The sequence below is a fragment of the Oceanobacillus sp. CAU 1775 genome, from assembly GCF_054482815.1.
This window is the reverse complement of record NZ_JBTLRO010000005.1, coordinates 166,416-185,274: the sequence shown is the minus strand read 5'-3', so window position 1 is coordinate 185,274 and position 18,859 is coordinate 166,416. Positions and strand designations below refer to the sequence as shown.

Here is an 18,859-nt window from a genome sequence, read left to right as displayed (position 1 = left end):
GTAAACCCCCAACTGTTTGGAAAAATCCCTTGTGGAATTTGTAATAAGACACATTTTTACTGTAGAAAATGCATTGAAATGGGTAGAATCATGGAATGTGAATATTTATATGCTTGGTCTGGACCAGAATTTGAGTGGCCAAAACGTGCAAACTCTTGCACTTGGCAAGGGGAATTAACAGCTGGACAAGAGGATGCTAGTGAAAAAATAAAAATGGCTATATTTCAGCAACAAGAAGAGCTTCTCATCTGGGCGGTTACTGGCGCGGGGAAAACAGAGATGCTTTTTCATGGAGTAGCTTTAGCCTTAGAACAAGGTAAGCGTGTTTGCCTAGCAACACCAAGAGCTGATGTTGTTCGCGAATTGAAACCAAGATTTGAACAAGCTTTTGCAGGGACACCGATTGCTGCACTTTACGGAGGAAGCAAGGATAAACATACAGACGCTCAATTGATATTATCTACCACACATCAACTTCTTCGTTTCCAACATGCCTTTGATGTGATGATTATTGATGAGATCGATGCGTTCCCGTATCACAAAGATCCCATGCTCGTATTTGCAGCCAATAGAGCTTGTAAACCGACCAATTCCAAAATTTACCTCACAGCTACCCCTCGAAAAGAACAAAAAATAAAGATGAAAAACAAGAAATTACCCTTTCATTTTGTCCCAACACGCTACCACGGACATGCCTTACCTGTTCCTAAAATGAGACTGAGTTTAGCTTTAATAAAGGATTTAAAAGCAAAAAAGGTTCCCCGGAGTTTTATTACTTGGTTTATGAATCGAAAAGTCCCAAAACGACAACTTCTCATATTTACCCCAACGATTACAATGGCTAAAGAGTTGAATGCTGTTTTCAAAGAGTATTTCCTAGAAAATGGATTTATCTCAAATAAGACAGAAATAACATCTGTTCATTCTGAAGATTCCAAACGAGAAGAAAAAGTTCAAGCTTTTAGAGAAAAGAAACTCAAAATCATGCTTACTACTACAATCCTTGAAAGAGGGGTTACATTCCCATCCGTAGATGTTGCGATATTAGATGCGGGACACCAAGTATTTGATGAAGCAGCGCTTGTCCAAATTGCGGGTCGTGCTGGCAGAAGTGCAACAGATCCAGATGGAGAAGTGATCTTTTTTCATGAAGGTAAAACAGAAGCAATGGTTTCAGCAATTTATATGATTAAAGATATGAATAAACGAGGTGGATTTTAATAGATGAATTGCTTGTGGTGTAATGAAGCTAATCAAACCGAAATTGACTGGAGTAATTTTATATATCCGAGAACAACAACAACAACTTTATGTGATAGTTGTAGTGACAACCTTCAATTTCTAAAAGGTAATAGGTGCAGAAAATGTAGCAGAGAAACGAAGTTATATATATGTTACGATTGTAAGTGGTGGGAGCAGGGGTCTGCAGGAGATCCATTAGATAGTAACTTTTCTGTTTTTCATTATAATGACTTCATGCAAGAAATGATTGCGCGGTGGAAATATCGGGGAGATTATATCCTGGTAGATGCTTTTAAACCATACGTAGAAAAGGAATTCATGAAGATTTATAAAAGAGTATTACGTGAAGCGTTGATTACACCAATTCCTTTGAGTAATGAAAGATTGAAAGAAAGAGCATTCAATCAAGCGGAAGCACTTGCTAATATTATGCCTGGAAAGAAAATCCAACTCCTTAATCGAAAACATGCAGAAAAACAGTCTAAACTGACACGAGAAGAAAGAATTCAGGCCGAAAATCCATTTACTTTGCATCAAACTATTAACAAACCAGTGATTTTAGTCGATGATATATATACAACAGGTACAACATTAAGACGCGCAGCCCAAGTTTTAAAAGAAAGTGGCTGTCCCGCTGTCTATTCATTTACATTAATCCGTGGATAAAAAATATGATAATCGATAAAAGAGGGGAAGACCTATGGCAGAACTAGCAAATTGCGCTCGATGTGAGGCTGTGTTTGTTAAGACAATTCGAGATATTTGTCAAAATTGCTACCGCGAAGAAGAAGATGCTTTTCAGAAGGTATATGAATTCTTGAGAATTAGAAAAAATAGAGAAGCGACGATAACTGAAATTGTAGAAGCGACAGAAGTAGAGGAAGAACTAATTATTAAATTTGTAAAAGAAAAAAGATTAACACCGAAAGACTTTCCAATGTTAGCTTACCCTTGTGAAAGATGTGGCGCTGATATAAATAAAGGAAAGCTTTGCAGCAATTGCTCAGACGAACTAAAAAAAGATCTGTCACAGTTTGAAGAAGATGAAAAGAAAATGAAAGAGCGTGCAGAGCAGGAAAGAAAAAATGTTTATTTTACAATGAGTAAACGCGATAAATAAATTTTCCTTTATAATTATGAAAAATAGCCGATAATATAATATATAACAGATAAAGAATTGAATATGAAAATATATAAAACAATCTATAGTCCGTAAAAAAGGGCATGTATAAAAAGGTGAGAGGAGAAAGTTATATGAAGATTAATGGACCAAATCAAACAAATTTTAATCCTTATAAACAGCAAATTCAAAAACAAGTAGATCTTAAAAAGTCTAGCCATAAGTCAGATGAACTACAAATCTCCAAAGAGGCGTTGAAACTTCAAGAGAATAAGCCACCACTTGCAAAGCGAGCGGCATATGTGGAAGAGATAAAACAGCAAGTAGACTCTGGTCAATACAAAGTTGATTACGAACAAACGGCTCAAAAGATGATCGACTTTTGGAGGAAATAAAGGAGGATTATTCCATCCATGAATGAAATTATTAATTCGCTTGAGAAATTAGTAGCTTTACATGAAGAATTACTCCTATTTTCTGAGCAAAAAACAGAGATTATAAAAGAAGGCTCGATTGAAAAAATTCAAAAACTGATTGTTAAAGAAAGAAAACTAATTCGCCAAGTAGAACAAGCGGAAAACGAACGAAGAGAAGTTGTGAAAGCTTGGTATATAGCTAATAACGATTCAGTTGAAGATGCTAGTGTAACAGACATATTAGAAAAATTAACAGATAAACAAGAAAAGGAAGCATTGGAACAAGTAACGATTAAGCTGACAAAAGCAATCACGAATTTGAAAGCAAATGAACAGCTTAATATGGCATTGATAAACCAATCGATGCAATTTGTCCAGGTTTCATTAGATTTACTAAGCCCAAGTCTAAAGAATCTCAATTATGGAGATCAATCTGATTTAGAGGAACCAGGAAGATCGGTTTTTGATTCCAAGGCTTAAGTAGAATTTAGTTTAGAAATAAAGTTAAAATGCATAAGTACTTTTGACTTTGAAAAAGGAGTAAAACGATATGAGTAGTTTTCACGGTTTAGAATTAGCTAAGCGAGCACTGTTCACGCAACAGTCTGCTTTATATACAACAGGACATAATATTGCAAACGCAAATACAGAAGGATATTCACGCCAACGTGTGAACTTTGAAGCTGACATTGCTTATCCAGCAGCAGCTAGAAATAGACCTGGGATTCCTGGACAGATTGGAACTGGTGTTGAGGCCGGTTCTATTCAACGTATTCGAGATGAATTTCTAGATTTACAATTCCGCGGAGAAAACAGTCTTGCGGGCTATTGGGAAAAACGTGCAGATGCTTTAGGACGTATGGAAAACTTAATGAACGAACTAAATGATACAGGTCTTTCAGCAACAATGGATCAATTCTGGAATTCACTACAGGATCTAGCTGTAAACCCAACGAATGCAGGTGCTAGATCTGTTGTTGTTCAAAGAGGGATTGCTCTAGCAGATACATTTAACTATTATAATGAATCACTTACTCAAATAAGAACAGACTTGAAGAAAGAACTAGATACAACTGTAGACCGTGCAAACACTATCTTAGAAAACGTTCACGAATTGAACGACCAAATTAAAAAATTAGAAATTAACGGTTATTTACCTAATGACTTATACGATCGCCGTGATTCACTAATCAACCAGTTATCACAAATGATTGATATTGAAGTTGAAGTGTCAGCATCGAGTCCGACTACTCAGGCAATGGCAGAGGGATTGGTAACGATCAGGACAGGAGGAGAGGTTCTTGTTGAAGGAAGAATGGACCAAACTCATGGATATAATCAGTTGTCTTTAGAGTATGGAACCGGTATTAATCCACCACCTTTATCTACGCTACAAATATATGCAGAGTTAACAGAGAATGGAGATCCAGTTGGTACACCCTTAGGTGGAGTTAACATAACGGAAGGTTTACAAAGAGGCACCATACATTCTTTAATTCAAACATATGGATATGAGGTAGACCAAGGTGGAACTACAGTTGTTAATGGCGACTATATAGAAATGTTGGGTACTTTAAAAAATATAGCAGATGTTTTAACAGTCAGATTTAATGAGGTTCAAACCAATTATGGTAACCCTATTAATTCTGTTACTTACCCTCCATTTTTTGAAATTGATGAAGATACCGGAGAAATTTCTGTGAATACTGTGATACAAGGTAATCCAAGTTTAATTAGAGCTACTGAAGATGGTACTGGTGGAGATGGGTCGAGCGCATTAGAGCTTGCAAAAGTCTTTGAGGAAATTCTTGACTTTGCAAACGGAAGTACTTCAGTTAAAGATTATTATGGATCAGTCATCGGAAATCTTGCTGTTAAAATGGAGGATTCTTTAAGAATGAGCGAGAACACAGGCGTTTTGCTCTCACAGATCAGTAGACAAAGAGATTCAATCTCTTCCGTTTCTTTAGATGAAGAAATGACTAACATGATTAAGTTTCAACATGCATACAATGCTGCGGCAAGAAGTATGACTGCGACAGATGAATTATTAGATCGTATTATAAATAATATGGGTCTTGTAGGAAGGTAGGTTTAAATAATGCGTGTAACACAAAGTATGATTTCCACTAATTTATTAAAGAATTTAAACAAAAGTTACGGTGAACTTGATAAATATATGGATCAATTGAATACAGGTAAGAAGATAAATCGACCTTCAGATGACCCAGTTGCTGCAATGAACGGAATGAATTATCGTACTGAACTTGCAAAGGTTGAACAATATCAAAGAAATACAAACGAAGTTCATAACTGGTTCGATAATTCTGATGCTGCAATGGAACAGATGACAAGAGGTCTAGATAGAATCCGTTATTTAGCGGTACAGGCTAGTAACGGAACTTATTCTGGAACGGAACTTAAAAATATTGCTGAAGAAGTAAAGCAAATAAAATTAGACTTAGTTGATTTAGCTAATACAAATGTAAATGGTAAGTATATTTTTAACGGAACTGATACAGATGTTGCACCAATTAAGTTAGATGACGATGGGAACATAATTTATGCAACTGTTGATGAAGATGGAACTGTAACTTCAACCAACCATTCGTCATTTAATCAAAATAATGTTTCAATTGAAGTTTCAAGTGGAACTCATTTCGATGTAAATGTGCGTGGGAGTGAACTCTTTGGTGGGATGGAAACAATTTTAGAAAATGGCGAAGTAGTACCAGTAGATGATATGTTTTCAACAATTCAAAACTTTATTGATAATTTAGAGAGTGAGACACCAGAAAACATAGACCAGGGTATTACAAACATAGATAAATATATTGATAAGGTCATTAACACTAGAGCAGACCTCGGCGCAAGAATGAATCGCTTAGAACTAGTTGAAAACCGTTTGAGTCATCAAAAAGTGATCGCAACGGCTACATTATCTAAGAACGAAGATGTAAACTACGCTGAAGCAATTACAAATCTAATCACACAACAAAGTATTCACCGTGCGGCACTATCAAGTGGTTCACAAATTATTCAACCAACATTATTAGATTTTCTGAGATAATGGCAGGAACGACCCTTGTCCCCGAAATGGATCAAGGGTTTTCTGCATAATAACGATAAGTAATAGGGGTGAAGGGCATGCGTGTTCCACAAATACGGATGGAGTCGCAGTTTGCAAAAATCCAAATTAACCAGACAGATGCAAAAGTACATATAAAACAAGAATTACCAAAAATGCAGATTCAACAACCACATGCCGAGGTTTCAATAAGGACAACACCTTCAAAGCTATCCATCGATCAAACAAGAGCTTGGGAAGATATGGATCTCATGTCCATTCTCAGAAGAAATGATAAGTTTGCTGCTGAGGGAATGCAGGCTGTTAAAGAAGGAACTGCAAGAGTTGCAAGAGAAGGTAGAGAAATGATGTCTATTGAAAACGGTGGAAATCCATTTGCTGCGCAAGCAAAGAGGATTAATTTAGAGCCGATGAAAGAACTAGGGATTAAATTTATCCCATCTCATTTTTCAGTCAAAACAGATTACCAACCTTCAGAGGTTCACATAAATGTAGAAACAAAGAAACCGATTATCCAAGCACAAACGTTTAAACCGCAATTTAATTATGAAGCTGGTGGAGTGGAAACGAGCTTATTGCAAAAGAACTATTTGAACATTTCATTTGAAAATATATAAAAAACTGCAATTAGAGAGGAAGAAACCGATTGAATCTTGAAACAAAATACCTTGGCGAAGTACAAATAGATGAGGACAAAATTATCCGTTTTTCTAAAGGACTTCCAGGTTTTCCTGATGAATCTTCTTTTATCATTTTAGATTTACCAGACAATAACGCCTTTCAAATTCTACAATCCGTAAATACAAGCTCTCTAGCGTTTGTTATCACAAATCCTTATCTTTTTTATACGGACTATTCATTAAAATTAGATGATGAGCTACTTCAACAGTTAGAAATTGAAAAACAAGAAGAGGTAGCAGTTTATACCATTGTTACTTTAAAGCAGCCTTTTTCTGAGAGTACTATTAATCTTCGGGCGCCGATTGTACTCAATACTAGAACTTTAAAGGGAAAGCAATATATCTTGAATGACAATGACTATTCGTCTAAAGCAAGCCTCACAACTCAAGGAACGGAGGCCAAATAATGCTAGTACTTACACGAAAAAATAATGAATCTATTCAAATTGGTGACGACATTGAAATTAAGGTACTCGCAATTGAAGGGGAGCAAATTAAAATTGGCATCTCAGCTCCTAAATCTGTCGATATTTATCGAAAAGAATTATATGTAGATATCCAAGAACAGAATAGCGCCGCTGCAAACGTTACACTTGATTTATTAAAACTAATGAACCAAAAGACCGAGGATAAATAAATTCAAATAACCCTTTACATTATGGTTTATTTGCCGATATAAAGAACAGAACAAGTGAAACTTCATTCACGTAGGGGCGAGTTTTCCATTGAATGTTAGTTGAACGAATCGGGCGATTATCGGCTGTTGGGCCTTACAAGTATTTTTTTACCATTAGTTATAAAAGTAGGGTTAGCACAGCTAGTTAATCTACGATAATAGGTGGAAGGGAATGGGGAAGATGGCAATAGATAAATTGGGAGGATCGCAAGTCTTTTTTAGGAATGATGTGAAATCTACACCTAAAGTAGAAGCGGATCAATCTATTCAAACATCAAGCGAGAAAGTTACAGTAGAAAGTAAATTATATGAGAAATATCCAGATGTTAAAATTCGTAAAGAAGACCTTTTTGATGCAATTGAAAAAATGAATGACTTTTTGGAGCCGACTCGTCGGAATCTAAAATTTGAACTCCACGATAAACTTAATAAATATTATGTATCTGTCGTTGATTCAGAAACTGATGAAATAATTAAAGAAATACCACCAAAGAAATTCCTTGATATGTATGCAGCAATGGCAGAATTCATGGGACTTCTTGTAGATCAAAAAATCTAAGGACGTGAATGGAATGCGTATAGGAGGATTAGCTAGTGGAATTGATACAGAAAATATTATCCGTGAATTAATGGCTGCGGAACGAATTCCACTAGATAAACTAGAGCAAAACAGAACGAAAATGGAATGGCAACGTGATGCTTTCCGTGACGTTAACAAGCAAATATCAGAACTTGAACGTATGATTACAGACATGCGACTAAATAGTAATGTTATCAATCCAAAAACAGTGACATCAACAATGCCTGGGGCAATTACTGCCACTGGATCATCTTCAGCGAATGAAGGGTCTTATAAGATTGCTGTGACACAGCTAGCGTCGACTGCGATTAATGTCGGTAATACAGGCAATAATAAATTAAGTACCGATGAACTTAACCAAGAAATCAAAGCATTAGCTAATCAAAAAATTAGTTTTTATACTTACGGTGAAGCAAACCAAGAGAAAGGTTTAGAAGCTGGAATGCAACAGCGCTCCTTTACAATTACTGCTGACGATACAATAGATTCAGTTATTAAGAAAATTAACGAATCAGATAAAAATATTCGAGCATTCTACGATGAAGTATCTGGTCAATTTGTAATGGAAACCAAAAGGTCTGGTGATTATAATCCAAAAGAAGGTCCATTCGAAGGTGCAGAAATTGGTTTTAAGACCGGAGAAAGTTCCTTATTCACTAACGTACTCGGCATGAGACATTCTGTTGAAAGTGGTGGAGATGATGCTGTCTTTAAATATAATGACTCAGTCGAACTCACATCCAAAAACAACCGCTACACACTAAACGGAATGACCTTTACATTCAATGACGTTACTGGACCAGAAGGCGCAACACTTTCAGTAGCAAATGATATTGATAAATCAGTTGAAAACATCACAAAATTCGTCGACAAATACAACGAACTAATCGAAACGCTAAACGGTTCACAAAACGAACCTGTCTACCGTGATTTTCCTCCATTAACAGAAGCTCAAATGGAAGAGATGAGTGAAAAGCAAATCGAGTTATGGGAAGAGAAAGCGAAAAGTGGTTTGTTAAAAGGTGAATCACTAATTCCGAGTGCGTTAACAAGTATGCGATCAATTTGGTCTACAAGTGTTGATAATAGCAGTAGTTTTAACATTCTAAGTCAAATTGGAATTTCAACTACGAGAGATTATATGGATGGCGGAAAGCTTGAAATAAATGAAGCTGACCTCAGAAAAGCACTTGAAGATGATTCAGAAGGTGTTCGTAATCTCTTATTGAATAGTGCTGAAGGTTCCGAGCGTGGACTATTAAATCGTGTAGAAGATTCCCTTGAAAACACAATAAAACGTATCGAAGACCGTGCTGGTAAAGGTTCATTCACAAATGAAATGTACACAATGGGTCGCGAGCTTAAAACGATGGAAAATCGTATTAGTGCATTTGAAGATCGTATGAAGCAAGTGGAAGATCGTTACTGGAGACAATTTACAGCTATGGAACGTGCAATTTCCATGATGAATAATCAATCAGCAATGTTAATGGGCTTCGGCGGCAACCAGATGTAATGAAGGAGTGAAAAGAATAAATGTCAGTGAATAATGCTTACAAAACTTATCAGAACAACTCAGTAAATACTGCCTCAGGTGGGGAACTTACATTAATGCTTTATAATGGATGTATTAAGTTCATTAAACAAGCAATTAAAAATGTAGATGCTAAGGATTTTGAAAGTAAAAATACAAATATCCAAAAAGCACAAAATATTATTCGCGAGCTGTTAATCACTCTGGATCCAAAAGTTGAAATTTCAAAGCAATTTCAACCGCTCTATGAGTTTATGTTGACGCAGCTTATGCAAGCGAATATAGACAATGATAAACAGAAGCTTGAAGAAGTATTAGGACTAGTTACTGAATTCCGTGATACTTGGAAGCAGGTATTAATTACGCATCGCAAACAGCAATTCGCTCAAGGCGCAGGCGTATGAATGAACGAATAAAAAAGGTATATGAGATAACGGTGGATATTAGTAAGCTATTAGAGCAAGATATCTCATCGAAAAACCGTGAAGAGGTTATCGAGGATTTAAACGAAAAGATAACCGAACGTGGAAAATGGATGGAATTATTGAAACCGCCATATACGAAAGAAGAACAAACTTTAGGTGAGGAAATTTATCGTCTAAATATATCGATAGAAGAAGAGATGCAGAAACTTTTTTCTGATTTGAAGCAAGAGATGCAACATGTTCAAAAACAGAAAAAATCTCAAGCTTCCTATACAAATCCATATAAATCTGTCCAAGTTTCTGATGGAACATATTTAGACAGTAAAAACTAATTAAAAAAGCATTGTGTTTAAATCACATTGCTTTTTCTTATTTTCGACACTTTTCGATGATTTTTACAGAAAAATATTAATAATTGTAAAGTTTATTTTCTTAATGTAAATCTCTAACCATTGATTCCATAAGGTTTAACATATGAAACTCTTTTTCCTGTAAAGAAAACCAAAGTTTATAGAGGTAAAGGAAGGGAAATAGTAGTATAATATAATTATAAAGAAAAAAGGAGGACACTTTTATGAAATTTAACATTCGAGGCGAAAATATTGAGGTGACCGGGGCTATTAAAGAGTACGTGGAAAAGAAAATTAGCAAACTTGAGCGCTATTTCGATTCTACCCCTACATCTGATGTTCATGTAAATTTAAGTGTCTATAATGAAGAACAGCGTATTGAGGTTACAATTCCAATGACAAACCTGCTTTTAAGAGGGGAAGTTCAGCACGTTGATCTTTACGCAGCTGTTGACCTAGTTGTGGATAAGCTTGAGCGCCAAATTCGTAAGTATAAAACAAAAGTAAATCGTAAATCACGTCAAGGTGGAGCTGCAAAGCACGCATTTGCAGAAATGGAAAAAGAAGCAGCTGACAAACAGCTTGCTGAGGATTCAGATGAACTGGAAATTGTACGTACAAAACGTTTTAATTTGAAACCAATGGATTCTGAAGAAGCAATCCTACAGATGGACATGCTAGGACACTCATTCTTTGTATTTACAAATGATGTTTCTGGTGAAACAAACGTTGTTTACCGTCGTAACGATGGCAAATACGGACTAATTGAACCAACATTATAATATTTAAAATGTACGATAAGACGATTCTCATTAGAATCGTCTTTTTTTATGTACTAAACCTGACGATTTCCTAGATAAAAGTCTGCTATAGGGTGTAAATCATTTACCGATTAAATAATCAAAATCATTTTACAGAGAGCCGAACAAGTTGCAGTGTTTTTCTGACATAATTGCACGATAGTTTATTTTCTATAAATATTTTTACGTTTTCATCAAACATTCACAAAGAACGCGTAAAATAAGAAATTAGAAATTATAGAAGGAGTAAATAATATAATGAAACTTAAAATGACAGATCGCGGGAATATGATGGAAACGGAATATGGTGAATTAAGCAATCTCTTCTAATTCTTCTCATGGCTTTCGACCTTATCAGTTGATGATTGCTTCTATTGCAGGTTGTAGCTCTTCTGCATTCAAGGTTGTGATGAATAAAATGCGGATTGAATTTACGGATATAGATATATCTGTTCAAATAGTGCGGAATGTAGCAGAAGCAAACCGAATCGAAAAGATGCATCTTCATTTTACTGTGACAGGAGAAAATCTTAACAAAGAAAAAATTGAAAAGGCTGGAGTAATTGCCCGTAAAAATTGTTCGATGGTTCAATCTGTAGAGAAGAGTATAGATATTACAGGAACCTATGAAATTAAAACAAGGCGAATGAAACAGAAAGCCTTGTTTTTTTATTGAACTCATTATATTCATGAAAGTTTCATACTCGAGATTTATGATGGCTTGAGTAGAGAAATAGTTTATCAATATAAAAGGAGGTAAGAAAGTGAAAAAGTGGATCGTTATCGTTGTATTATTTGTTGCAGTTGGCTGGGTAATAACTGACTATATTATAAGTGGAAATTCGAAAGATGAAATGACCGAAAAGATGGAAAGTACTGGGTTAGATAATGACTCAAACCTTGAAACGGGATTAAAATCTGGTATGTTGGCGCCAGACTTTGAGCTAAAGATGATGGATGGTGAGATATTAAGATTATCGGATCTTCGTGGGGAAAAAGTTTTGTTGAACTTCTGGGCTACTTGGTGTCCTCCATGCCGTGCAGAAATGCCGGATATGCAACGTTATTATGACGAAGTAGGCGATGGTGTTATTGTGGCTGTCAATCTACTTGAGACAGAAACAAATATGGCAGATGTGGAAGACTTTCTTAATGAATTCAATGTTTCATTTCCCATACCACTTGATGAATCGACGAATATAACGGCAAACTATGAAGCATTTGCTCTGCCAACTTCATATTTTATCAATACAGATGGAACAATTGATGCAATGGCAATAGGTGCACTCAATTATGACATGTTAGTTGAACAATTTGATTCAATGGATTAGTTATTTTGAAGAGGTGTATCTTTTCTGGGTTTGAACATTAGAAATAAAAATAAACAAGAGAAGATGAAACGAAGTTTTATTTTCCGTCTGAGTACGCTAATTGTTATTTTATCAGCCATCATCTATGTGCTGTTTATGAATATAACAAGTGACAGCAGTAAGTTGAAGACTGGGAGTAAAACATCTGATTTTGAGTTAACTCAGTTAAATGAGAATCATGAAGAAACGCTTATGCGGCTTAGTGAATTAGAAGGCACAGGTGTCGTGATTAATTTCTGGGCAAGTTATTGCGAGCCCTGTGAATCACAATTGGCTTATATGGAAGCATTATATAGAGAATACCAAGATGATATTGAGCTCAACTTGTTTGCAGCAACAGGTTTTGTTATTGTCTCTACCACATTTAATGCTTTGGATTATAATGTTTCGTTTTTAGTCCCAGAAGAAGGGGATGTGAAAATAGAAAAGTATAATATGCCAGCAATCGTCAGTCCAACTAATGGTGAGATGGCACAAGACAAAATGGAACCACTATTTGAAACACCTAGCCGGTTTAAAGGAGAAAACGCAGCCAGAAAACTAAATACAATTATATGGTCATTTTCAATAGGTTTTATTATGTACATCATCACCCGACTTATTTTACGAAAAAGAGTGGCGGCAGGTATACAACCACTTCTTAAAGGATTAGTCCAAATTTAATGGATGAGATTGTTTATCGTTCCGTCGCGATTGGTTTCCCACTATTCACATTGGGAGGATTAATCTTCGCCTCCATTTGGGCAGAAGCTGCTTGGGTGCGTTTTTGGGGATGGGGTCCGAAAGAAGTATGGGCGCTTATCACCTTTTTCTTCTATGCTGCATTCTTTCATCTAAGATTATCCAGAGGATGGCATGGGAAAAATCAGCTTGGTTAGCGGTTATTATGTTTAATATTATTGTTGTTAACTTGGTGCTGGCTGGTATACATTCATACGCTTAATTTAAATTTTATCGAAACTAAGTGATGTGGCTTTGCTAGAGAAGAAACGACAAAAATTAAAAAGTAGTACACCAAAAAGGGTCGTACTACTTTTATATTCTCTTTTTCTAAAAAGAATAGAATAAATCAGTTGACAACTTACCCGTGGGGGTATATTCTAGGTATTGTATTAATAATACCGAGGGGGGTAATTTTATGATTAAGGTGAATCATCATCTAGATACAAAAGGGCTTGCTTGTCCAATGCCAGTTGTAAAAACTAAAAAAATAATCACAGATATTGAAAATGGTGAAGTTTTGGAAGTTCAGGCAACTGACAAAGGTTCAAAAGCAGACTTAGCTGCCTGGGCTCGTTCGGTTGGCCATCAATATCTTGGAACAGTGGAAGAAGGCGAAACTCTTCTTCACTACATTCGCAAGGGCTCGGATGAGCTAGAAATTGAAGAACCATTTGATTCTACTATCTCACCTAGTGAATTAGATTCTCGTACTGGATTAATTTTAGATGTACGCGAAGCAGCCGAATATGCATTTGGTCATATTGAAGGTGCACATTCCATTCCTTTAGGAGAACTAGAATCTCGCATCGTAGATCTGGATAAAGAGCAAGAGATTTATGTGATTTGCCGAACAGGAAGTCGCTCTGACTTAGCGTCAAAACTTTTAGCAAATAATGGATTTACAAAAGTGTATAACGTTCTACCAGGCATGAATGAGTGGAACGGTAAAATAAAAAAAGAAATCTAGGAGGAATTTATTATGTCAGAAAAAGTAGCGATCATCGCATCAAATGGTGGATTGTTTGATGCATATAAAGTATTCAATATTGCAACAGCGGCGGCAGCGTCAGAAAAAGAGGTACAAATCTTTTTCACGTTTGAAGGGCTGAACTTAATACACAAAGAGGGTATGAACCATTTAGAAATGCCAGAAGGAAAGGAACACTTTGCTGAAGGTTTTAAAAAATCTAATACACCTACCATTCTAGAACTAGTTGGTATGGCGCAGGATCTCGGAGTTACATTTGTTGCATGTCAAATGACAATGGACGTAATGGGGCTAACAAAAGAAGACTTCGTTGAAGGAATTAAAGTTGGTGGAGCAGTAACATTTATTGAATTTGCCAAAGACGCTGCACCATCATTAACATTCTAATTAGATAAATAATTTTATGCAGTGGGAATATACCCACTGCAACTTATAATTTATATACTTGAGGGGGTATCGGTAAAGATGGTACTACAAAAGTGGAATGCTTCACAAATTGCTAGAAAAGTTATTAATAATGAAGCGCTTTTTATTTTAGATGTACGCAATCAAGACGCTTTCCATGATTGGAAAATTGAAGGGGCTAACTTCGAATATTTAAATATTCCATACTTTGAACTATTAGATGGTGTAGAAGATATCATCACACAACTTCCAACTGACAAAGAAATTCTAGTTGTTTGTGCAAAAGAAGGATCTTCCGTCATGGTAGCCGAAATGATAGCTGAAAAAGATTTTGAAGTGGCTTATCTCGAGGGTGGAATGAAGTCTTGGAGCAGTTATCTTGAGCCAGTAAAAGTAGCTGATTTAAAAAGTGGCGGTGAACTGTATCAATTTGTTCGTTTAGGAAAAGGGTGCTTATCTTACATGGTTATCTCTGAAGGGGAAGCGTCGATTATCGATGCGGTCCGCTTTACAGACGTATTCATTGATTTTGCACAAGCAAAAGGTGTGAAAATTAAACATGTATTTGATACACACTTACACGCAGATCATATCTCAGGTGGCCGTCATATCGCGGCTGCTACAGGAGCAACTTATTACCTGCCACCAGAAGATGCAACGGAAGTAACATTTGAATATAGCGAACTAACAGATGGTTTGAATGTAAAAATTGGTGCATCAGAAATGAATGTAACCGCAATATACTCACCAGGGCATACAATCGGTTCCACATCGTTTATGGTTGATGATACTTTCTTGTTAACAGGTGATATTTTATTTATTGACTCGATAGGTCGTCCAGATTTAGCAGGGGCTGCTGATGACTGGGTAGGCGACTTGCGTGAAACATTATATTCTCGTTACCGAAAATTATCTGAAGACCTAATTGTTTTACCTGCACACTTTATGATAATTGATGAATTAAATGAAGATGGTTCAGTAGCAAAGCGTTTAGGAGATTTGTTTAAAGAAAATCATGGATTAAATATTGAAAATGAACAACAATTCCGTCGTGCTGTAACAGATAACTTGCCACCACAACCAAATTCACACGAGCAAATTCGCCAAGTGAATATGGGTAAAATGATCCCTGAAAATGATGAACAGACTGAAATGGAAATCGGCCCAAATCGATGTGCGGTCCGATAAAGATTACAAATAGTTGTATTCCAAGATTTTTATAGAAGGAGAAATGCAAAATGGATATTAAAAAAACAGTAGATGCAAAAGGGCTTGCATGTCCAATGCCTATCGTACAAACAAAGAAAGCGATTGACACAATTGACTCTGGAGAAATACTTGAAGTACTTGCAACGGATAAAGGTTCGCAAAATGATATTGCAGCATGGGTGAAATCTGGTGGACATAATTTATTAGAGCAACGGGCAGATGAAGATATTTTCTATTTCTACATTAAAAAAGCGTAAACAGAATTTAATATCAAGTAGAACCCCAATTCGCTTTTAGAATAGAAGATTTTAGAAATTGTAGCATTGTGGCTAACGTATACCGTCAGTGGTTTCTATCCCCATGACCTATGGGGGTAGAATGTACGCTACTGAACGGGCGAATATGCCTTTGTTCATTTTAGAGAGAAGGTTGTTCCATGGATATAACGTTTATCATCGTTGTATTTGCAATTGGATTTTTTGGATCATTTTTATCTGGAATGTTAGGTGTTGGTGGTTCTATTATTAAATACCCGATGCTTTTATATATTCCACCATTATTTAGTTTAACTGCTTTTACCGCACACGAAGTTTCAGGCATTAGTGCTGTCCAAGTATTATTTGCTTAGCTTGCTGGGGTTTGGGCGTATCGAAAAGGCGGATATCTTAACAAGCAATTAATTATGTATATGGGTGCAGCAATCTTAGTTGGCAGCCTAATCGGTAGTTATGGTTCTGTTTATCTCGCAGAACAATCCGTAAATGTCGTGTATGGTACGCTTGCAATAATTGCCGCTATAATGATGGTTCTACCTAAAAAGCAATTAGACGATATAGAGCTAAATAAAGTGACTTTTAATAAGCCACTTGCAGCAATATTAGCATTGCTAGTTGGAATCGCATCCGGGATTGTAGGGGCTGCAGGCGGATTCTTGCTCGTACCTATCATGTTGACAGTACTACACATACCAACAAGAATGACAATCGCAACGAGTTTGGCAGTAACCTTCATATCTTCAATTGGTGGAAGTGTAGGAAAACTCGCTACCGGTCAAGTAGATTATTGGCCAGCAATTATTATGATTGTGGCAAGTATACTAGCAGCACCACTCGGAGCTAAAATGGGTAAAAAAATGAATACAAAAGTTTTACAAGTAATTTTAGCATTTATGATTGCAGGTACAGCAGTAAAAATCTGGTTTGATATTCTATTGTAAAATAAAACAGCATATGGTCTCATTTATATAATGATAGAAACAGTTGATTAGGAGGTATTTAAAATTGAACGAAATTACAGCAGAAGAATTAGAGGGAAAATTAGCATCAGGTGAAAAACTACTTATTATTGATGTTAGAGAAGATGAAGAAGTTGCCTCTGGAATAATTCCGGGTGCAATGCATATTCCTCTAGGGGAAGTTCTAGATCGCTTACATGAATTAGATGAAAGTAAACATTACTATATGGTATGTCGTTCAGGTGGAAGAAGCGGTAAGGCATGTCAGCTTCTTAGTCAAAATGGCTATAATGTAACAAATCTAGCAGGTGGTATGCTCGATTGGAACGGGGAAGTAGAATAATAAAATGACTACCATTCAATGGATTTTACTCATTCTAATTATTGCATTTTTCATCTACCGGTTAATGCCAGCTAAAGGAATTATGAATATAAGTGTTCAAGACGCAAAAAATAAGTTCAAGGATAAAAACGTAGAGTTTATTGACGTGCGTACGCCTGGAGAGTATAAAGCAAACCATAAAAAACCATTTAAAAATATTCCGTTGTTTGAACTGGCAAGTAAAATAGATAAATTCGATAAAGAAAAAGAGTTTGTTTTAGTTTGCCAAAGTGGAATGAGAAGCTCTAAAGCAGCAAGAATTCTTAAGAAAAATGGTTTTGAAAAAATTTATAATGTTAAAGGCGGCATGGGTGCATGGTTCTAAGAGAAGAATAACATCCAATTTCAAACCAGTTTAATTTTCGAGAAGATGGCATACTACATTTTTTGCCCTGTTGCTAACTAACATATTTTTGTGGATGAAAAAGGTGTGGCTATTTCCTGATTAGTAATCAATTGGGTACCATGCCTTTTTTAGCCTTACAGATTGATTTAACTATTACCCAACCTAATGTTCTGATACTATTTTCAGGTCCTCGACTATAACATCCATTTCCTCAGACTTCACAGCGCTATACCTTTTTATGACTTCCCCTTCTGGATTAACAAGAAAGAAGCTTGTTCCGTGGGTTACTTGGTCACTGCCAGGTGGTGCATCCTCAACAGCAGATCGGAACGAATTCCTTGATGGATCTCTAATTGTATTGAAATCATATCTTGTAAGGAAAAACCAATTACTAAGGTCTGTACTATAATCTACAGCGTAACTTTTAAGTACTTCTGGTGTATCATAATCAAGATCCACGCTAAACGTTACGAGTTTAACATTTAAATCTGCTTCATTAATCTTAGGTTGCAGGCTTGCCATATTTGTTTCGATTTCTTTTCCGCCACATGAGGCAAGGAAAATAATAGCAAAAAATATAAAAGTAAAAAGTATTTTCTTCATAGCAATATTTCTCCTAATCAAATTGCTTTTCTTTCTAATAGGTGAATATATCCAAATCATTCCCTAACATTAAATTAGTTTCACTTTATTACGTAGTGTAGGTGAGACTGTCTTTTTCTTTTCTATATACTGTTTTAATGCATCCATTGTGTGTATCTCAAGATGACGATGATTTTCGCCGTATTTCTTAGGGACAGCTTGTGCAGTACCGAACGCCGCCAAATAGGTTCTGTTCTTTTCAATCCGTTCGTTGCCAATAAACAAGTCTTGAATCCGCATATTTTTTGGGTTTTCTAATTTGATAAACAAGTTCATTCTAAGGCAACGTTTAAGATATCCTACTATTTGATTGTAGGGGTTACTAGAAAATGTATTTTCAATATTTTCTTCTAAAATCAGAAGCATCTCTTCACCAGTAATCTCCACAATCATTCATAATGGGAATGATGGACTCTCCTTCTGTAGCTACTGCAGGATACGTTCCATGGAATGTGTTTCCATTATCTTAAGCTAAGACTTTATTGGGGTAGGCTTGTCTTAATTCGTTAAAAATAGTTGCAATTCGTGCATAGCCACCAGCTTTTCGATATTTTTCAATACCGTTTTCAATGAACATTTCGGAATGTTGTTCTAAATAAGCGTGGCTATCATTAATTTGTAGAATTGTTAATTGTTTTGTCTTATCCAT

28 protein-coding genes and 1 pseudogene are annotated in these 18,859 nt (G+C 35.9%); 26 read left to right on the top strand and 3 right to left on the bottom strand.

From position 1 onward, the window contains the following. The first annotated feature begins 90 nt into the window (after nucleotides 1-90). The 26 genes and pseudogenes from ACXYMZ_RS10515 (at nucleotide 91) to ACXYMZ_RS10390 (ending at nucleotide 17,547) form a co-directional block, all read left to right on the top strand. Nucleotides 91-1,221 (top strand): DEAD/DEAH box helicase, encoded by a 1,131-nt coding sequence (locus ACXYMZ_RS10515; protein ID WP_458948359.1) that lies wholly within the window; start codon nucleotides 91-93, stop codon nucleotides 1,219-1,221. Nucleotides 1,222-1,224: 3 nt separating this feature from the next. Next, nucleotides 1,225-1,908, top strand: a complete 684-nt coding sequence (locus tag ACXYMZ_RS10510) for a ComF family protein (protein ID WP_458948358.1) — start codon at nucleotides 1,225-1,227, stop codon at nucleotides 1,906-1,908. 34 nt (nucleotides 1,909-1,942) lie between these two features. Next, nucleotides 1,943-2,362 (top strand): TIGR03826 family flagellar region protein, encoded by a 420-nt coding sequence (locus ACXYMZ_RS10505; RefSeq protein WP_458948357.1) that lies wholly within the window; start codon nucleotides 1,943-1,945, stop codon nucleotides 2,360-2,362. A 134-nt stretch (nucleotides 2,363-2,496) separates the two neighbouring features. Continuing rightward, the gene (gene flgM, locus ACXYMZ_RS10500) at nucleotides 2,497-2,757 is read left to right on the top strand and encodes a flagellar biosynthesis anti-sigma factor FlgM (protein ID WP_458948356.1); all 261 of its coding nucleotides are present in this window, start codon (nucleotides 2,497-2,499) and stop codon (nucleotides 2,755-2,757) included. Between the two features lie 18 nt (nucleotides 2,758-2,775). Continuing rightward, nucleotides 2,776-3,258, top strand: a complete 483-nt coding sequence (locus ACXYMZ_RS10495; RefSeq protein WP_458948355.1) for a flagellar protein FlgN — start codon at nucleotides 2,776-2,778, stop codon at nucleotides 3,256-3,258. A 70-nt stretch (nucleotides 3,259-3,328) separates the two neighbouring features. Next, entirely contained in the window at nucleotides 3,329-4,870 is a 1,542-nt protein-coding gene (gene flgK, locus ACXYMZ_RS10490; protein ID WP_458948354.1) for a flagellar hook-associated protein FlgK, read from the top strand. A gap of 9 nt (nucleotides 4,871-4,879) precedes the next feature. After that, complete coding sequence (gene flgL / locus ACXYMZ_RS10485; protein ID WP_458948353.1) at nucleotides 4,880-5,848, top strand: flagellar hook-associated protein FlgL; 969 nt, start codon at nucleotides 4,880-4,882, stop codon at nucleotides 5,846-5,848. A 77-nt stretch (nucleotides 5,849-5,925) separates the two neighbouring features. Continuing rightward, nucleotides 5,926-6,483, top strand: coding sequence for a DUF6470 family protein (locus ACXYMZ_RS10480; protein WP_458948352.1), 558 nt, complete (start codon nucleotides 5,926-5,928; stop codon nucleotides 6,481-6,483). 29 nt (nucleotides 6,484-6,512) lie between these two features. Then, nucleotides 6,513-6,953: a flagellar assembly protein FliW gene (gene fliW, locus ACXYMZ_RS10475; RefSeq protein ID WP_458948351.1), complete on the top strand. Its 441-nt coding sequence runs from the start codon at nucleotides 6,513-6,515 to the stop codon at nucleotides 6,951-6,953. Then, nucleotides 6,953-7,183, top strand: coding sequence for a carbon storage regulator CsrA (csrA, locus tag ACXYMZ_RS10470; RefSeq protein ID WP_458948350.1), 231 nt, complete (start codon nucleotides 6,953-6,955; stop codon nucleotides 7,181-7,183). Before fliW ends, csrA begins: the two co-directional genes overlap by 1 nt. A gap of 211 nt (nucleotides 7,184-7,394) precedes the next feature. Then, nucleotides 7,395-7,781: a flagellar protein FlaG gene (gene flaG / locus ACXYMZ_RS10465; protein ID WP_458948349.1), complete on the top strand. Its 387-nt coding sequence runs from the start codon at nucleotides 7,395-7,397 to the stop codon at nucleotides 7,779-7,781. Nucleotides 7,782-7,794: 13 nt separating this feature from the next. Beyond that, nucleotides 7,795-9,318: a flagellar filament capping protein FliD gene (gene fliD, locus ACXYMZ_RS10460; protein WP_458948348.1), complete on the top strand. Its 1,524-nt coding sequence runs from the start codon at nucleotides 7,795-7,797 to the stop codon at nucleotides 9,316-9,318. 20 nt (nucleotides 9,319-9,338) lie between these two features. Continuing rightward, nucleotides 9,339-9,740, top strand: coding sequence for a flagellar export chaperone FliS (gene fliS / locus ACXYMZ_RS10455; protein WP_458948347.1), 402 nt, complete (start codon nucleotides 9,339-9,341; stop codon nucleotides 9,738-9,740). Beyond that, the gene (locus tag ACXYMZ_RS10450; RefSeq protein ID WP_458948346.1) at nucleotides 9,737-10,093 is read left to right on the top strand and encodes a flagellar protein FliT; all 357 of its coding nucleotides are present in this window, start codon (nucleotides 9,737-9,739) and stop codon (nucleotides 10,091-10,093) included. The genes fliS and ACXYMZ_RS10450 overlap by 4 nt, the downstream gene beginning before the upstream one ends. 242 nt (nucleotides 10,094-10,335) lie before the next feature. Then, nucleotides 10,336-10,893 (top strand): ribosome hibernation-promoting factor, HPF/YfiA family, encoded by a 558-nt coding sequence (gene hpf / locus ACXYMZ_RS10445; RefSeq protein WP_458948345.1) that lies wholly within the window; start codon nucleotides 10,336-10,338, stop codon nucleotides 10,891-10,893. A 379-nt stretch (nucleotides 10,894-11,272) separates the two neighbouring features. Next, nucleotides 11,273-11,587, top strand: a complete 315-nt coding sequence (locus ACXYMZ_RS10440) for an OsmC family protein (RefSeq protein WP_458948344.1) — start codon at nucleotides 11,273-11,275, stop codon at nucleotides 11,585-11,587. A gap of 88 nt (nucleotides 11,588-11,675) precedes the next feature. Further along, nucleotides 11,676-12,242, top strand: coding sequence for a TlpA family protein disulfide reductase (locus ACXYMZ_RS10435; protein ID WP_458948343.1), 567 nt, complete (start codon nucleotides 11,676-11,678; stop codon nucleotides 12,240-12,242). 63 nt (nucleotides 12,243-12,305) lie between these two features. Beyond that, a complete protein-coding gene (locus tag ACXYMZ_RS10430; protein WP_458948342.1) occupies nucleotides 12,306-12,944 on the top strand; it encodes a redoxin domain-containing protein in 639 nt (212 codons plus the stop codon). Further along, nucleotides 12,944-13,159, top strand: coding sequence for a cytochrome c biogenesis protein CcsA (gene ccsA, locus ACXYMZ_RS10425; protein WP_458948341.1), 216 nt, complete (start codon nucleotides 12,944-12,946; stop codon nucleotides 13,157-13,159). Before ACXYMZ_RS10430 ends, ccsA begins: the two co-directional genes overlap by 1 nt. A gap of 260 nt (nucleotides 13,160-13,419) precedes the next feature. After that, nucleotides 13,420-13,971 (top strand): rhodanese-like domain-containing protein, encoded by a 552-nt coding sequence (locus ACXYMZ_RS10420; RefSeq protein ID WP_458948340.1) that lies wholly within the window; start codon nucleotides 13,420-13,422, stop codon nucleotides 13,969-13,971. Between the two features lie 12 nt (nucleotides 13,972-13,983). Further along, a complete protein-coding gene (locus ACXYMZ_RS10415) occupies nucleotides 13,984-14,379 on the top strand; it encodes a DsrE/DsrF/DrsH-like family protein (RefSeq protein WP_458948339.1) in 396 nt (131 codons plus the stop codon). 78 nt (nucleotides 14,380-14,457) lie between these two features. Then, nucleotides 14,458-15,585: an MBL fold metallo-hydrolase gene (locus tag ACXYMZ_RS10410; RefSeq protein WP_458948338.1), complete on the top strand. Its 1,128-nt coding sequence runs from the start codon at nucleotides 14,458-14,460 to the stop codon at nucleotides 15,583-15,585. 50 nt (nucleotides 15,586-15,635) lie between these two features. Beyond that, the gene (locus ACXYMZ_RS10405; protein WP_458948337.1) at nucleotides 15,636-15,863 is read left to right on the top strand and encodes a sulfurtransferase TusA family protein; all 228 of its coding nucleotides are present in this window, start codon (nucleotides 15,636-15,638) and stop codon (nucleotides 15,861-15,863) included. Between the two features lie 179 nt (nucleotides 15,864-16,042). Further along, a pseudogene (locus tag ACXYMZ_RS10400) lies at nucleotides 16,043-16,822 on the top strand (sulfite exporter TauE/SafE family protein). A gap of 64 nt (nucleotides 16,823-16,886) precedes the next feature. Beyond that, nucleotides 16,887-17,183, top strand: coding sequence for a rhodanese-like domain-containing protein (locus tag ACXYMZ_RS10395; RefSeq protein WP_458948336.1), 297 nt, complete (start codon nucleotides 16,887-16,889; stop codon nucleotides 17,181-17,183). Between the two features lie 4 nt (nucleotides 17,184-17,187). Further along, a complete protein-coding gene (locus ACXYMZ_RS10390) occupies nucleotides 17,188-17,547 on the top strand; it encodes a rhodanese-like domain-containing protein (protein ID WP_458948335.1) in 360 nt (119 codons plus the stop codon). Nucleotides 17,548-17,730: 183 nt separating this feature from the next. Here the strand turns inward: ACXYMZ_RS10390 and ACXYMZ_RS10385 are convergent, their stop codons facing one another. The 3 genes from ACXYMZ_RS10385 to ACXYMZ_RS10375 form a co-directional block, all read right to left on the bottom strand. Then, nucleotides 17,731-18,171, bottom strand: a complete 441-nt coding sequence (locus tag ACXYMZ_RS10385) for an SCO family protein (protein ID WP_458948334.1) — start codon at nucleotides 18,169-18,171, stop codon at nucleotides 17,731-17,733. A gap of 69 nt (nucleotides 18,172-18,240) precedes the next feature. Then, nucleotides 18,241-18,603 carry a hypothetical protein gene (locus ACXYMZ_RS10380; protein ID WP_458948333.1) on the bottom strand — a complete coding sequence of 121 codons (363 nt, stop codon included), beginning with the start codon at nucleotides 18,601-18,603 and terminating at the stop codon, nucleotides 18,241-18,243. 73 nt (nucleotides 18,604-18,676) lie between these two features. Beyond that, nucleotides 18,677-18,859, bottom strand: coding sequence for a hypothetical protein (locus tag ACXYMZ_RS10375; RefSeq protein ID WP_458948332.1), 183 nt, complete (start codon nucleotides 18,857-18,859; stop codon nucleotides 18,677-18,679).

Bases quoted from the DNA above. Each gene is read 5' to 3' on its own strand.
- ACXYMZ_RS10515 (WP_458948359.1), top strand. From the start codon at position 91: ATGGAATGTGAATATTTATATGCTTGGTCTGGACCAGAATTTGAGTGG.
- ACXYMZ_RS10510 (WP_458948358.1), top strand. From the start codon at position 1,225: ATGAATTGCTTGTGGTGTAATGAAGCTAATCAAACCGAAATTGACTGG.
- ACXYMZ_RS10505 (WP_458948357.1), top strand. From the start codon at position 1,943: ATGGCAGAACTAGCAAATTGCGCTCGATGTGAGGCTGTGTTTGTTAAG.
- flgM (WP_458948356.1), top strand. From the start codon at position 2,497: ATGAAGATTAATGGACCAAATCAAACAAATTTTAATCCTTATAAACAG.
- ACXYMZ_RS10495 (WP_458948355.1), top strand. From the start codon at position 2,776: ATGAATGAAATTATTAATTCGCTTGAGAAATTAGTAGCTTTACATGAA.
- flgK (WP_458948354.1), top strand. From the start codon at position 3,329: ATGAGTAGTTTTCACGGTTTAGAATTAGCTAAGCGAGCACTGTTCACG.
- flgL (WP_458948353.1), top strand. From the start codon at position 4,880: ATGCGTGTAACACAAAGTATGATTTCCACTAATTTATTAAAGAATTTA.
- ACXYMZ_RS10480 (WP_458948352.1), top strand. From the start codon at position 5,926: ATGCGTGTTCCACAAATACGGATGGAGTCGCAGTTTGCAAAAATCCAA.
- csrA (WP_458948350.1), top strand. From the start codon at position 6,953: ATGCTAGTACTTACACGAAAAAATAATGAATCTATTCAAATTGGTGAC.
- flaG (WP_458948349.1), top strand. From the start codon at position 7,395: ATGGGGAAGATGGCAATAGATAAATTGGGAGGATCGCAAGTCTTTTTT.
- fliD (WP_458948348.1), top strand. From the start codon at position 7,795: ATGCGTATAGGAGGATTAGCTAGTGGAATTGATACAGAAAATATTATC.
- fliS (WP_458948347.1), top strand. From the start codon at position 9,339: ATGTCAGTGAATAATGCTTACAAAACTTATCAGAACAACTCAGTAAAT.
- ACXYMZ_RS10450 (WP_458948346.1), top strand. From the start codon at position 9,737: ATGAATGAACGAATAAAAAAGGTATATGAGATAACGGTGGATATTAGT.
- hpf (WP_458948345.1), top strand. From the start codon at position 10,336: ATGAAATTTAACATTCGAGGCGAAAATATTGAGGTGACCGGGGCTATT.
- ACXYMZ_RS10440 (WP_458948344.1), top strand. From the start codon at position 11,273: ATGATTGCTTCTATTGCAGGTTGTAGCTCTTCTGCATTCAAGGTTGTG.
- ACXYMZ_RS10430 (WP_458948342.1), top strand. From the start codon at position 12,306: ATGAAACGAAGTTTTATTTTCCGTCTGAGTACGCTAATTGTTATTTTA.
- ccsA (WP_458948341.1), top strand. From the start codon at position 12,944: ATGGATGAGATTGTTTATCGTTCCGTCGCGATTGGTTTCCCACTATTC.
- ACXYMZ_RS10420 (WP_458948340.1), top strand. From the start codon at position 13,420: ATGATTAAGGTGAATCATCATCTAGATACAAAAGGGCTTGCTTGTCCA.
- ACXYMZ_RS10415 (WP_458948339.1), top strand. From the start codon at position 13,984: ATGTCAGAAAAAGTAGCGATCATCGCATCAAATGGTGGATTGTTTGAT.
- ACXYMZ_RS10410 (WP_458948338.1), top strand. From the start codon at position 14,458: ATGGTACTACAAAAGTGGAATGCTTCACAAATTGCTAGAAAAGTTATT.
- ACXYMZ_RS10405 (WP_458948337.1), top strand. From the start codon at position 15,636: ATGGATATTAAAAAAACAGTAGATGCAAAAGGGCTTGCATGTCCAATG.
- ACXYMZ_RS10390 (WP_458948335.1), top strand. From the start codon at position 17,188: ATGACTACCATTCAATGGATTTTACTCATTCTAATTATTGCATTTTTC.
- ACXYMZ_RS10385 (WP_458948334.1), bottom strand. From the start codon at position 18,171: ATGAAGAAAATACTTTTTACTTTTATATTTTTTGCTATTATTTTCCTT.
- ACXYMZ_RS10380 (WP_458948333.1), bottom strand. From the start codon at position 18,603: ATGATTGTGGAGATTACTGGTGAAGAGATGCTTCTGATTTTAGAAGAA.
- ACXYMZ_RS10375 (WP_458948332.1), bottom strand. From the start codon at position 18,859: ATGGATAAGACAAAACAATTAACAATTCTACAAATTAATGATAGCCAC.